Below are 13997 nucleotides of genomic sequence, written 5' to 3'. Positions count from 1 at the left end.
TGTCGTGGCCATAGATGGACGGCTCGCGGCGCCCCAGCAGGTTCAGGTTCGGGCCGTGCAACAACAGGATCTTGGCCATGCGGGGCTTGGACTGGGTGAAAACAGCGCGGATTCTTGGCCATCGGCCACGAATTGTCCACATCGGCACCGAATCGGGCGCGAACCTGTTTTCCGTGCGCCAGCGCCCGCGCGGTTTCTTTGACTAGGCCGCGAAAACGGGCAGGAAGCCTTTTTTCAGCGGCCTGCTAAGAAGGCGTCAGCAGGTCGGCGTCGTCGACCAGCAGCGCCAGCGGCAGTGGCGTGAGCAGGTCTTGCACCCGCATGCCTGCAGCGCCGACGGTGTGTTGGCGACCGCCGAGCAGGTCGTACCAGTCGCCGGTGGGCAGCTCCAGGCGGGTGTCGGCCCAGTCGACGGCGCCCTCACGCTCACCCTGGAACCGCGCCAGCAGGCGCGGCACCACGGTGACGGCCGCCTGCCCGTTCAGGGTGCGGGCAAACGCGCACAGGTGCTCGGCACCGGCGCCGGCGGCGGGCAATGGCCGGTAGTCACCGTCGCGAAACAGCTCCGGGCGGCGGGCGCGCAGCTGCAGTGCACGCCAGGTAATGTACAGCTTGATGCGCCCGTCGTCGGGTTCGGTCATGAGTGGCGCCAGGCGCGTCGGCCAGGCGTCGGGCGGGCCATCCAGCAGGCCCTTGATCTCGGCCAGTAGGCGCTGACGCAGGGCGTAGTCGACCGGTCGGCGGTTGTCCGGGTCGACCAGCTGGAATTGCCACAGCTCGCTGCCCTGGTAGATGTCCGGCACGCCCGGCGCGGTGAGCTTGAGCAGCGTTTGCGCCAGGGCGTTGCGCAGGCCGTGGCCGGCCAGGCGCTGCACCGCGGCGACCAGTTCGGCCAGGAAGGGATTGCCGTCGCCGGGCGTCAGCAGCGCCTGCACGAAACCGGATAGCGCCGCCTCGTAGTCGGTGTCGACGTTGATCCAGCTGGTGTCGACCTTGGCCTCGCGTGCCGCCTTTTGCAGGTAGGCGTCGATGCGGGCACGGTAGTCGGCCAGGGCGGCCGCGTCTGGCGGGCCGAGCGGAAAGCTGCCGATCAGGGTCTGGTACAGGAGGTATTCGTCGGCGGCGCTGGGGGCCGGCCGGCCGCCCACCTCGCGCAGGTGACGGCGGTTCAGCCGCCGCCAGCGCTGCGCCGTCAGTTTCCAGGCCGCCGGCAGCTCGGACAGCACGGCGATGCGTGCGCGCACGTCCTCGCTGCGCTTGCTGTCGTGGGTCGAGGTGGCCAGCAGGCCGTGCGGCCAGTCGCGCTGCTGGGCCCGGCAGGCGCTGTGGAAGGCTGCCACCGATATGCCGAAGCGGCGCCCGTCGCTGCCGACCTCGTTCAGCGCCACCAGCCGGTGGTGGCGGTAGAACGCGGTGTCCTCCAGGCCCTTGGCCATCACCGGGGCGCTGAGCTGCTGAAAGCGCCTTGCCAGGGCGCGCACCCGGTCGCGGTAGGACGGCCCGCGGCCGCTGGCGATGTCCAGCGTCAATACCCCACGCAGGAACTCGAAGATGCCGACTTCGGCGGCGCGGCTGCGCCGGCGCGCCACCGCCACCGCCCAGTCGATGTGACGGCGGTCGTCGGCGGCGATCGGCGCGTCGGTGATGTAGGTGCGGTACACCGGAAAGCAGGCGATGACCTCGGCCAGGGCGCCGCGCAGGCCGTTGACGGTGTAGTCGCAGGTGTCGCGGCTGGCGGCGGCGATGTGCGCCAGCTGGTTGGCCAGCACGTTCAGCTCGCTGGTCAGGGCGGTGCGCAGGATCAGCTTCTTGCAGGCGTACACCAGCTCGTCGAAATCGTCGTCGGTGTGGGTGAAGTCGGCATGGATGCGCGCCATGCGCCGCTCGGCAGCCGGATCGACGAACAGGCCGCCCACCAGGTTGGCAAACCGGTAGCCGGTGGTGCCGTGCACCGGCCAGTCGGTGGGCAGGCGTTCGTGCTCGGCCAGGATCTTCTCCACCACCAGGTACAGCGGTCGCGGGTCGTCGGCGCCGCCGGCCTGTTGGCGCACCGCCGCCTGCAGGCGCTCGAAATAGCCGCGCGGGTCGTTCAGGCCATCCGGGTGGTCGATACGCAGGCCGTCGAGTTTGCGCTGGCCGATCAGCTCCAGCACCAGGCGGTGGGTGTCGTCGAATACCGCCGGGCTTTCCATGCGTAGCGCGGCCAGGTCGTTGATGTCGAAAAAGCGCCGGTAGTTGATGTCGTCCAGGGCTACGCGCCAGTAGGCCGGACGCCAGGCCTGGGCGTGGATCAGCTCGTGCAACAGGTCGAAACTGGCGGCATCACCGGCACGGCCGTTGAACTCCGCCACGTTGCGCTCGAGGTGCTGGCGGATCGCCGGCTGCGCCTCGCACAGTGCCGCCAGGCGGCGCTTGTGCACCTCCTTGTCGCGCTGGCGCTCGGTGACCAGGCGCGGCTCGGTGGCGTGGCGCGGCGGCAGGTGGCCGAAGCCGGTCAGCAGGCTCTGCAGCTCGGTCAGGTGCTCGTGCCCGGCGCCCAGGGCCACCGAGAGCTGGTCCAGATGTCGGCCGGCGATGCGCGGATACTCGGCCGGGTCGATCGGCAGGCGGTGCTGGTGGTAAAACACGCTGAATTCGCCACAGGCGGCGTCGAACGTCAGCGCCAGCTCGCCGCGCGCCAGCACCACGCCGTACTGGTCGCCCAGGATCGGCAGCAGTACCTTGCCGTGCAGGCGGGGGTTCAGCGGCTGCCAGTCGATGTCGAAATACTCCGCGTATACCGACGCCGGGCCGTTTTCCAGCACGTCCAGCCACCACCGGTTGTCGGCGCCCATCACGCCCATGTGGTTGGGCACCATGTCCAGGATGTGGCCCATGCCGTGGGCGGCCAGGGCGCCGACCAAGCGCTCGAAGTCCTCGCGGCTGCCGATTTCCGGATTCAGCGCGTTGTGGTCGACGATGTCGTAGCCGTGGCCGCTGCCGGGCCGGGCGCGCAGATAGGGCGAGGCGTACACGTGGCTGATGCCGAGCTCGGCCAGGTACGGCACCAGCTCGGTGGCCTGCGCGAAGGTAAAGTCGCGGTTGAACTGCAGACGATAGGTGGCGCGCGGGATGATCGCGCTCGCCGGCGCAGCCGGCACCGGCTGGCGCGGCCACAGGCCACTGCCGCGCTCGGCGCGCAGCGCCGCGGTGAGCGCCTGCCAGCGCGGCTCTTCGGCCCAGCGTTCGAGCGGCGGCAGCTTGCGCCGCCAATTGGGATGCCCGTCGCTGCTGCCGGGCAGGTTGTCCTGCTCGGGCAGGCCGAACAGGTCGCGTGCCTGCATCGCCAGCAGTCGGCACGGCGTGCGGGCCAGAAAGCGGTGCACGGCCAGGCCCAGTTCCGGCCCCACGTCCGGGACGCCCTGCGGGTCGATGCCGGTGCCGTCCGGCAACAACCGCTCGCGTTCCAGCGCCGCGAGCAGCCAGGCGCGCTGGCGGGCGCGTTCGGCCACCGCCTGTTCACGCGCCGTCGGCGATGGGAACAGGCCGAGTTCCTCGCGCAGGCGCAGGTCGCGGCCCAGCCAGTAGCCGCGCAGGGTCGGCAAGTCGTGGGTGCCGACCGCCACCAGCGCCTGGGCCGGGTAGTCGGCCGGCGGCTTGAAGCGCCCGTCGGCGTCGTGCTCGAACAGCAGCAGCCGGCAGCCGAGCACGCCGGCGGCGGCCAGCGCCGCGCGCAGCGCATCCGGCACCGTGCCCAGGTCCTCGCCGACCACCAGGCACTGGTTGCGCTGGCTTTCCAGCGCCAGGATGCCGAGCAGGTCGCGAAACGGGTAGGCGACGTAAGCGCCGTCGGCGGGGTCCATGCCGGCCGGTACCCACCACAGGCGCATCAGACCCATCACGTGATCGATGCGCAGCACCCCGCAGGGACGCATGACCGCGCGCAGGGCGGCGATGAACGGCGCGTAGGCCTGCTCGCGCAGCGCGGACGGCAGTGGCGGCGCCAGCCCCCAGTCCTGGCCGCGGAGGTTGAAGGTGTCCGGCGGCGCACCGATATGGGCGCCGGCCGCGTACAGCGCGGCCCGGCCCCAGGTGTCGGCGCCACCGGGGTTCACGCCGACCGCGAGGTCCTGGTATAGGCCGACGCCAAGGCCCCGCTGCGCCGAGTGCGCGCCGGCCGCGGTCAGCTGTTCGTCGGCCAGCCACTGCAGGTAGGCGTAAAACGCCACCGTGTCGGCCTGCTCGGCGGCGAAGCGGCGCACCGCCGCACCGTTCGGGTCGTGGTATTCGGCCGGCCAGGCCGGCCAGCCCCATACGGCGGGGTCGGCGCCGTGCAAGTGCGCCTGCAGCGCCTCGAACAGCGCGTGCCGCTGCAGCGCCTCGCCGCCGGCGGCGCGAAACCGCTCGAAGGCGGCTGCCCGCGGGCTGTCGCTGCCCAGGTGCTGGTCGACGAACGCCCGCCAGGTCTGCTGCAGCACCTCCAGCTTGAGCGCCGCCACGGCGGCGTAGTCGACCAGCTCGGCGTCGCGCAGTTCCTGCAGGCGTGCCTGAAAGCGCGGCTCGGCCACGTATTGACGGGTGCATGCCGCGTCGTTGGCGGCGATCACGGCATCCACGTCCACGTACAGCGCGTTCAGGAACCGCCGGCTGGACGGGCTGTACGGGCTGCAGCGCTCGGGCTGGTCGGGAAACAGCGCGTGCAGCGGGTTGATGCCCACCAGGCCGCCGCCGACTTCGGCGGTGAGCGAGATCAACGTGGCCAAGTCGGTGAAGTCGCCGATACCCCAGTTGCGCGCCGAGCGCAGGCCGTACAGCTGTACCGTCGGCCCCCACAGGCGTCGCTGGTCGCCAATCGCCGGCGGCTGAAAGCAGGTGACCGGCACCACGATGAGGGTCAGGCGCGCCGGCGGGCGGTCATCGGCGCCGGCCGATTCGAGCTCGAGCTGGTGGTAGCCGGTGACCTCGGGCGGTGGCAGCTCGAGCACGTAGCGCCGGTACAGGATGCCGTCGCAGCGACGTTCGCCGAACACCGTTGCGCCGGCCGGATCGAACGCGCCCGCCTGGCCGCTGCCGTCCTCCAGCGTTAGCCGCCAGCGCTGCGCCGGTGCCCCGGCCGGTAGGGTCAGCGGCACGTCGAGCGCCGCGCCGAGCGCATGAACCAGCACCGGTGCCAGCGGCCGGTGCCAGTCGGCATCTTCGAGCGCTGCGGCGAGTCGGGCCGGGTCGGCACGCGGGTCCAGGCCCATGGCTGCCAGCAGCGCCTGGCTGGTGGCCACGCCGGTGCTGTGCCAGCGACCCCAGACGTCCCGGTAGCCGGGCGCGATGCCGCAGCACTCGGCCAGCCGGCCCACAGCCGCGTCGCCGTTCACGGCGCCGCCTCGACCAGCGTCCAGGCCACCGACCAGGGCGGCAGGCGGCCGGCGGCGTGCTGCGCCGCCTGCAGGGTGTCGCTCAGGTACAGCACCCGTCCGGGTTGCGGCGCCAGCCGCACCGCGGCGTCGCCGAGGTTGGCGGCGAGCGCAAGACAGCTGCCGTCACCCAGGCGCCAGTGCACGGCCAGCGCGCGCTCACCGTGGGGCGCGTAGCCGGCCTGCCCGCCCGCCATGCCGGCCAGGCGCGGCACGATCTCGGCCTGGCGCAGCGCCAGCAGGCGCCGGTACAGCGCCAGGCGCGCGGCGTGCGGCGGCCGCTCGGTCACCGACCAGTCGAGTACGCTGGCGGCGAAGCTGGACTCGGCGTTCGGGTCCGGGATGCGTGCGCGGCTGGCCGGGTCGGCGAAGCGCGCGAAGCGGGCGAATTCGCGCCGCCGCCCGGCGGTGACCGCCTGCGCCAGCTCGGGGCCGAAGTCGCAGAAGAAAAGGAATGGCTGGTCGGTGGCGAATTCCTCGCCCATGAACAGCAGCGGCACCTGCGGCGCCAGCAGCAGGATGGCGGTGAGCGCCTCGAGCCCCGGCGCGGCAGCGAGCTGGTGCAGGCGCTCGCCGAAGGCGCGGTTGCCGATCTGGTCGTGGTTCTGCAGCGCATCGACGAAGGCCGTCGGCGGCAGGTGGGCGCTCGGCTCGCCGCGCGGCGAGCCGCCGCGAAACGGCGACGGCTCGCCCTGGAAGGCGAAGCCCTCGGCCAGGCATCGGCCGAGCCGGGCCGCCGGGCGGTCGGCGAAGTCGCGGTAATAGCCGTCGGTCTCGCCGGTCACCAGCACGTGCGCGGCATGGTGGAAATCGTCGTTCCACTGCGCGGTGGCGCATGGCGGCCGGCCGTCGGTGTCGCGCCGCAGGTAGCAGGCGCGGTTGTGGTCGTTCTCGAGGATGATGTGCACCTCGCGCTCGCGGCCCGGGCCGGCGCGCACGGCGGCGCACAGCGCCTCGACGATGTCCGGGCGCGAGTCGTCGCAGATGGCGTGCACGGCGTCCAGGCGCAGGCCGTCGAAATGGAACTCCTCCAGCCAGTAGAGCGCGTTGTGGATGAAGAAATCGCGCACCACCTCGCAGCCTGGGGCATCGAAGTTGATGGCCGCGCCCCAGGGCGTGTGGTGCGCCGCGTTGAAGAAGGCCGGCGCATAGGCGTGCAGGTAGTTGCCGTCCGGTCCGAAGTGGTTGTAGACCACGTCCAGCAGCATCATCAGGCCGCGGGCGTGCGCTTCCTGCACCAGGGTCTTGAGCGCCGCCGGCGAGCCGTAGGTGCGGTCCGGAGCGAACGGCAGCACGCCGTCGTAGCCCCAGCCGCGGCGGCCGGGAAAATCCGCCACCGGCATCAGTTCCACCGCCGTGGCGCCAAGCTCGACCAGATGGTCGAGCCGGCGGCGCACGCCGTCGAAGTCACCGCTGGCGCTGAAGGCGCCGACGTGCAGCTCGTAGACGACAGCCTCGTGCCACGGCCGCCCGCGCCAGCTGCCATCCTGCCAGTCGAAGGCCAGAGGGTCGACCACCAGGCTCGGGCCGTGGACGTCATCCGGGTTGCAGCGCGAGGCGGGGTCCGGCACCTGCAGTGTGCCGTCGATGCGGTAACGATAGCGGCAGCCGGCGCCGACGCCCGCTACCTGGGCCTGATACCAGCCGCCGGCGTGTGACGCCAGCGTCAAATCCCGCTCGCCGCTGCCGTCATCGAGCAGCAGTTCGACCCGGTGGGCGCCCGGCGCCCACAGCCGAAAGCGTGTGCCGTCACCGTCGAGTTCGGCGCCGAAGGGCATGCGGTGGCGGCGTTTCATGATTGGCGGGGGTCGATCAGCAGCGCCAGCGAGCGGCCCTGCAGCGGGTAGCTGGCCTGCCCGGGAAAACAGCCGTCCACGGCGAGCCCTTGCGCGTGGGCGGTATCCAGCAGCACCTGCCAGCCGACCCCCGAGCGCGTCGCCGGCAGGCGGAAATCCAGCGTCTCGTGGTGGGCGTTGAACAGCACCAGGAAGTCGTCGTCGCGCAGCGGCCGGCCGCGGCGGTCGCGCTCGGTCAGCGCCTCGCCGGACAAGTACACGCCAAGGCAGCGGGCGAAGTCCTGTCCCCACTCCTGGTCGCTCATGTCGGTGCCGTCGGGTTTCAGCCAGCGGATGTCTTTCAGGTCGGCGCCATGAATGGCGCGGCCCTGAAAGAAATGCCGGCGGTGGAACACCGGGTGCTCGCGGCGCAGGCCGATCAGGCGCTGCACGAACGCCAGCAGCTCGCCGTCGATCGATTCCCAGTGCAGCCAGCTGATGGGGTTGTCCTGGCAGTAGGCGTTGTTGTTGCCATCCTGGGTGCGCCCCAGCTCGTCGCCGGCTTGCAGCATCGGCACGCCCTGCGACAGCAGCAGCGTCGCCAGCAGGTTGCGCTTCTGGCGCGCGCGCAGGGTGTTGATGGCCTCGTCGTCGGTCGGTCCTTCGGCGCCGCAGTTCCAGGACCGGTTGTTGTCGGTGCCGTCGCGGTTGTCCTCGAGGTTGGCCTCGTTGTGCTTGTCGTTGTAGCTGACCAGGTCGTGCAGGGTGAAGCCGTCGTGGGCGGTGATGAAATTGACGCTGGCGTTGGGCGTGCGACCGCTGGGTTGGTAGAGGTCGCTCGAGCCGGTGAAGCGCTGCGCGAACTCGCCGATCAGGCCGCCGTCGCCCTTCCAGTAGGCGCGCATGGTGTCGCGGTAGCGGTCGTTCCACTCGGCCCAGCCGGGCGGGAAGTTGCCGACCTGGTAGCCGCCCTCGCCCAGGTCCCACGGTTCGGCGATCAGCTTGACCTGAGACAGCACCGGGTCCTGCTGCAGCACGTCGAAGAACGCCCCCAGGCGGTCGACCTCGTACAGCTCGCGGGCCAGCGCCGAGGCCAGGTCGAAGCGGAAGCCGTCGACGTGCATTTCGATGACCCAGTAGCGCAGCGAGTCCATGATCAGCTGCAGCACGTGCGGGTGCTGCATGTTCAGGGTGTTGCCGCAGCCGGTGAAGTCCATGTAGTAGCGCGGATCGTCCGGCATCAGGCGGTAGTAGGCGGCATTGTCGATGCCGCGGAACGACAGCGTCGGGCCAAGCTGGTTGCCCTCGGCGGTGTGGTTGTAGACCACGTCCAGGATCACCTCGATGCCGGCCGAGTGCAGGGTCTTGACCATGGTCTTGAACTCGGTCACGCCACCGCCGGCGCTGTAGCGGTGATCGGGCGAGAAAAAGCCGATCGAGTTGTAGCCCCAGTAGTTGCGCAGGCCGTTCTCCACCAGCCGGCGGTCGTCGATGAAGCTGTGCACCGGCATCAGCTCCACCGTGGTCACGCCCAGGCGCTGCAGGTAATCGACCACCGGCGCACTGGCAAGGCCGGCGTAGGTGCCGCGCAGCGGCGCCGGCACGTCCGGATGCAGCATGGTGAAGCCGCGCACGTGCAGCTCGTAGATGACCATCTGGTGCCAGTCGATGCGCGGGCGCCGGTCGTCGCCCCAGGTGAAGGCCGGGTCGATGACGCGGCATTTGGGCATGCCACCGGCATCGTCGCGGCGGTCGAACGACAGGTCGGCCAGGCGGTGGTTCAGGCGATAGCCGAAATGCGCGTCGCTCCAGCGCAGCGTGCCGATGATGTCCTTGGCGTAGGGGTCGAGCAGCAGCTTGTTGGGATTGAAGCGGTGGCCGCGGGCCGGCTCGTAAGGGCCGTGCACGCGGTAGCCGTAGCACATGCCCGGCCGCGCCTCGGGCAGGTAGCCGTGCCAGACGTGGTCGGTGCGCTCCGGCAACGCAATGCGCTGCAGCTCGCGCCGGCCGCTGGGGTCGAACAGGCACAGCTCGACCTTGTCGGCGTGCTCGGAGAACAGCGAGAAGTTGACGCCTTCGCCGTCCCAGGTGGCGCCGCGCGGGTAGGGCGCGCCGGGCCACACGGCCGTGATGCGTTCGATCATGTGAAAGTCCGCCCAGAGTTGGTGAATGGATGTCCGTCCCGGAGCCGTCCCGCCTCGCCGGTTTCCGGCACGCCCGGACGCGCCCCCGGCGTCACGCCCAGGCCGGCCCGAGGACTCGAAAACTTCACGAGTTTTCGGGCGCCGCCAGCAGGCGCAGCAGGCCGCCGACCGGCACGTCCAGCCAGTCCGGGCGGTTGTCGAGTTCGTAGCGGGTCTCGTACAGCGCCTTTTCGATCAGGAACAAGCCGATCAGGCGCTGCGCGGTGGCCGGATCGGCGGGCCAGGTCGGGCAGCCCTCGATGGCCGCACGGTAGGCGTCCAGGAACGCCTGCGCCGCCTGCCGCTCCCAGTCGGCGGCCTGCGCGGTCAGGCTGGCTCGTTCGGTCGGCCGTTCCGCGGCGCTGCGTTTGACCGCCACCGCCGCCACGTAGGCCAGCGAGCGCAGCAGGCCCGCCACGTCGCGCAGCGGGCTGTGCTTGGCGCGCCGCTCGGTGAGCGGGCGCGCCGGCTCGCCCTCGAAGTCGGTGATGACGACGTCGTCCTGCACCAGCAGCACCTGACCCAAGTGGTAGTCGCCGTGGTAGCGGCAGCGCTGCAGCCCGTCCAGGGCCAGCGGCGGCGGGTGCAGCGCCGCCATCAGCGCCGTGCGCCGGGCCAGCAGCGTCTCGCAGGCCGTGCGCACGGCGTCCGGCAGGCCGGGCAGGTGGGCTTCGAGCCGTTGCAGGGTGGTGGCCGCTTCGTTGCGGATGCGCTCGAGCCAGCCGGCCACGTCGGTGGGCTGTACCGGCTCGGGGTCGAAGGCGGCGTCACCGGTGACACGGGCGAAGGCGCGGTGCAGTTCGGCGGTGCGCCGGCCCAGATGCGCCAGTTGCTGCAGCACCAGTGCGTGCGGGTTGTCCGGCACGGCGTCGGCCGGTGGCGGCTCGCTCAGGAAGCGCTCGAGGTAGTCGACCAGGTAATGCCAGGCCGAGCCCTGGTTGGCCACGAACGGCTGCAGCAGCGCGAGCGTCATCGGCGCGCCTTCGTCCGGCAGGTAGTCGATGACGCCGGCCACCGGCACCACGCTGGCGCACGGCGAGCGCTCGGTCAGAAAGCAGCCGACCTCGACTTCCGGGTTGATGCCGCGCTGCAGGCGCCGGTAGCCCTTCAGGAACAGCCGCTCGCCGAACAGCACCGAGGTGTTGCTCTGTTCGAGCGCCGGGTGGTAGACGGGCAGCCCGGCGCAGGCCGCCAGGTCCGCCACCGCACCGGTGGCGCGCAGCTGCAGCCGGCCGGCCTGCAGCGGCACCTCGGCTGCGGCATCGATGCCGCGCACCAGCGCACGGCAGAAGCCGTCGTCGCCAAAGGCGTCGTACAGCACGCCCATGCGCGCCTTCTCGCGCACCCGCGCCAGCGCCCACGGCAGCAGGGCCTGCAGCCGATCGTCGCCGGCGGCATCCTCCCAGGCGATGGCCAGCGGCAGGAAGTAGCTGTGCGATTCGCCGTCAGCGAAATGCACGTCGAGCAGCGTCACCAGCCAGCTGGCCTCACCGGCGCGCCACTCGCCCTGCTCGAGGATGTCGATGTGGGCGACGCTGCGGCCCTTGCCGGCGAACCAGCGCCGGCCGGCCAGGTACGGCGCCAGCAGGTCGCGCAGGCGGTTGCGGCTGCGGCTGGCGATGGCGCGGCGCACCGCGCTGGCATCGCCGCGGCCGGTCAGGAAGGTCCGCCAGCCGTCGGTCAGCACCAGCACCGGCAGTTCACGCCCGGGCAGCTGCTCCTGGTGCCAGTACGGCGCCTCGACATCGGTCGCCAGGCGAAAGCCGAAATAGCCGTAGCCGCGCAGCGTCAGCAGGTAGGGCAGCTCGCCGATGGGCGGAAAGACGCTGCGGCCGAGCAGCTCCACCGGCACCCGGCCGCGGAAGTCGGCCAGGTTCAGCTCGACCGGTTGCGCCTGGCGCGACAGGTTGACCACGCACAGGATTTTTTCATCCTGCCATTCACGCACGTAGGCCAGGATCTTGCGGTTGCCGGGCTCCAGGAAACGCAGCGTGCCGCGGCCGAAGGCGCGGTGGTTCTTGCGCGCGGCGATCAGGCGCTTGAGCCAGTTCAGCAGCGACGACGGGCTGCGCGTCTGGGCTTCCACGTTGACGGCGTCGTAGCCGTAGATGGGGTCCATGATCGGCGGCAGGAACAGGCGCTGCGGATCGGCGCGCGAGAAGCCGCCGTTGCGGTCCGGGCTCCACTGCATGGGCGTGCGCACGCCGTTGCGGTCGCCGAGGTAAATGTTGTCGCCCATGCCGATCTCGTCGCCGTAGTACAGGATCGGCGAACCCGGCAGGGTCAGCAGCAAGAAATTGAGGAGTTCGATCTTCTCGCGGTGGTTGTCCATCAGTGGCGCCAGGCGGCGGCGGATGCCGACGTTGACGCGCATGCGCGGGTCGGCGGCGTACATGCTGTACATGTAGTCGCGCTCGCGGTCGGTGACCATCTCCAGCGTGAGTTCGTCGTGGTTGCGCAGGAAGATGGCCCACTGGCAGTTGTCCGGGATGTCCGGCGTCTGCGCCAGGATCTCGACGATCGGGTGGCGGTCCTCCTGCGCGATGGCCATGAACAGGCGCGGCATCAGCGGGAAGTGGTAGGCCATGTGGCACTCGTCGCCGTCGCCGAAGTACTCGCGCACGTCCTCCGGCCACTGGTTGGCCTCGGCCAGCAGCATACGGTTGGTGTAATGGCGGTCGATGACCGCCCGCATCTGCTTGATGACGGCGTGCGTCTCGGGCAGGTTCTCGTTGCTGGTGCCGTCCCGCACGCACAGGTACGGGATGGCGTCCAGGCGCAGGCCGTCGACGCCCATGTCCAGCCAGAACTGCATGATGCGGATCACCGCCCGCACCACCGCCGGGTTGTTGTGGTTCAGGTCCGGCTGGTGCGAGAAAAAGCGGTGCCAGTAGTAGGCCTTGGCTACCTCGTCCCAGGCCCAGTTGGATTTCTCACTGTCGGTGAAGATGATGCGCGTGCCGGCGAACTTTTTGTCGGTATCGCTCCAGATATAGAAGTTGCGCTTGGATGAGCCCGGCGGCGCGCGGCGCGCGGCCTGGAACCAGGGGTGCTGGTCCGAGGTGTGGTTGATGACCAGCTCGGTGATCACCTTCAGCCGCCGGCGGTGCGCCTCGCGCACGAAGTGTCGGAAGTCGGCCCGCGTGCCGTACTGCGGGTGGATGTTGCGGTAGTCGGCGATGTCGTAGCCGTCGTCGCGAAACGGTGACGGGTAGAACGGCAGCAGCCACAGCGTGTTGACGCCCAGGTCCTTGAGGTAGTCGAGCTTTTCGGTCAGGCCGCGGAAATCACCCACCCCGTCGTGGTTGCTGTCGAAGAACGCCTTCACGTGCAGCTCGTAGATGACGGCGTCCTTGAACCACAGCGGGTCGTGCCACCTGTCCGTGTCGTCGGTCGTGTTCATTGGAAGTAGTCGAAGTCGCGCTCGCTGCGCAGGCGCCGGCGCAGGCGCAGGATGTGCACCGGCGCCGCCGCCGGGTCGAGCTGCACGAAGTTGCGCGCCCCCTGCCACAGGTAGCGCGCGCCGGACAGCAGGTCGTGCGCCTGGTAGGCCCGCGCGGGGTCGATGCCGAGCGTGTCCAGCGGCAGCTCGATCCAGCCGGCCTGGATGTGATGCGGGTCCAGGTTGGCCACCACCACGATCACGTCACCCTCGGTGCCGTCCGGCGGCGCTTTGCTGAAGCACAGCAGCAGGTCGTTGTCGACCGGGTGAAAACGCAGGCTCCAGTCCGCCTGCAGGGCCGGGTTGTCGCGCCGGATGCGGTTCAGGCGCGCCAGGTAGTCGCGCAGGTTGCCCGGCCGGTCCAGGTCCCAATGCCGCACCTGGTATTTCTCCGAGTCGCGGTACTCCTCGCTGCCGGGCTCGCGCGGCGCGTGCTCGCACAGTTCGAAGGCCGGGCCGTATACGCCGTAGCTGGCGCCCAGCGTGGCCGCCAGCGCGCCGCGCAGCATGAACGCCGGCCGCCCGCCGAACTGCAGGAACTCGGTCAGGATGTCCGGCGTGTTCGGCCACAGGTTGGGGCGCAAGTACTCGCGCGAGGCGTCCTGGGCCAGCTGCGTGAAGTAGTCGGTCAGCTCCTGCTTGGTGTTGCGCCAGGCGAAGTAGGTGTACGACTGCGTGAAGCCGAGCTTGGCCAGGCGGTGCATGAGGCGCGGCCGGGTGAACGCCTCGGCCAAAAAGATGACCTCCGGGTGGCGGCGCTTGACGTCGCCGATCAGCCACTCCCACAGCGCGAACGGCTTGGTGTGTGGGTTGTCGACGCGAAAGATGCGCACGCCCTGGTCGAGCCAGAAATCGACGATGTCGAGCAGCTCCCGCCACAGCGCCGGCCAGTCGTCGGTCTCGAAGTCGAACGGGTAGATGTCCTGGTATTTCTTGGGCGGATTCTCGGCGTACTGCACGGTGCCGTCCGGCCGCCGGCGGAACCAGGCCGGGTGCTCGGTCACGTACGGGTGATCCGGCGAGCACTGGAAGGCCAGGTCCATGGCCAGCTCGAGGCCGTGCTCGCGCGTGCGTGCCAGCAGGCGGCGGAAGTCGTCCAGCGTGCCCAGCTGCGGGTGGATGGACTTGTGGCCGCCCTCGGCGGCGCCGATGGCCCACGGGCTGCCGGGGTCGTCCGGGCCGGCCGCCAGCGCATTGTTGGCGCCCTTGC

6 protein-coding genes are annotated in these 13997 nt (G+C 70.6%); all 6 read right to left on the bottom strand.

What is annotated here, in order from left to right; genetic code table 11:
- On the bottom strand, positions 1-79 hold a 79-nt coding region (locus tag PHC73_RS13920; RefSeq protein ID WP_366949803.1), incomplete at its 3' end, for a type II 3-dehydroquinate dehydratase.
- A gap of 166 nt (positions 80-245) precedes the next feature.
- Positions 246-5348, bottom strand: coding sequence for a malto-oligosyltrehalose synthase (locus PHC73_RS05200; protein ID WP_300125297.1), 5103 nt, complete (start codon positions 5346-5348; stop codon positions 246-248).
- Positions 5345-7183: a malto-oligosyltrehalose trehalohydrolase gene (gene treZ / locus PHC73_RS05195; RefSeq protein ID WP_300125294.1), complete on the bottom strand. Its 1839-nt coding sequence runs from the start codon at positions 7181-7183 to the stop codon at positions 5345-5347. Before treZ ends, PHC73_RS05200 begins: the two co-directional genes overlap by 4 nt.
- Positions 7180-9306 carry a glycogen debranching protein GlgX gene (gene glgX / locus PHC73_RS05190; RefSeq protein WP_300125291.1) on the bottom strand — a complete coding sequence of 709 codons (2127 nt, stop codon included), beginning with the start codon at positions 9304-9306 and terminating at the stop codon, positions 7180-7182. Before glgX ends, treZ begins: the two co-directional genes overlap by 4 nt.
- A gap of 124 nt (positions 9307-9430) precedes the next feature.
- On the bottom strand, positions 9431-12748 hold the full coding sequence (gene treS, locus PHC73_RS05185) for a maltose alpha-D-glucosyltransferase (protein ID WP_300125289.1): 3318 nt from the start codon (positions 12746-12748) through the stop codon (positions 9431-9433).
- A partial coding sequence (locus PHC73_RS05180) for an alpha-amylase family glycosyl hydrolase (RefSeq protein WP_366949802.1) occupies positions 12745-13997 on the bottom strand: 1253 nt, incomplete at its 5' end. The genes PHC73_RS05180 and treS, both read right to left, overlap by 4 nt.

It is taken from the genome of Immundisolibacter sp. (assembly GCF_028696615.1).
Taxonomy (GTDB): Bacteria; Pseudomonadota; Gammaproteobacteria; order Immundisolibacterales; family Immundisolibacteraceae; genus Immundisolibacter.
Note: the sequence above shows the minus strand (reverse complement) of the source record. Positions and strands in the feature narration are given on the sequence as shown.

What these genes read in the sequence shown, in the direction of transcription:
- treZ (WP_300125294.1), bottom strand. Translation starts at nt 7,183, where the DNA reads ATGAAACGCCGCCACCGCATGCCCTTCGGCGCCGAACTCGACGGTGAC.
- glgX (WP_300125291.1), bottom strand. Translation starts at nt 9,306, where the DNA reads ATGATCGAACGCATCACGGCCGTGTGGCCCGGCGCGCCCTACCCGCGC.
- treS (WP_300125289.1), bottom strand. Translation starts at nt 12,748, where the DNA reads ATGAACACGACCGACGACACGGACAGGTGGCACGACCCGCTGTGGTTC.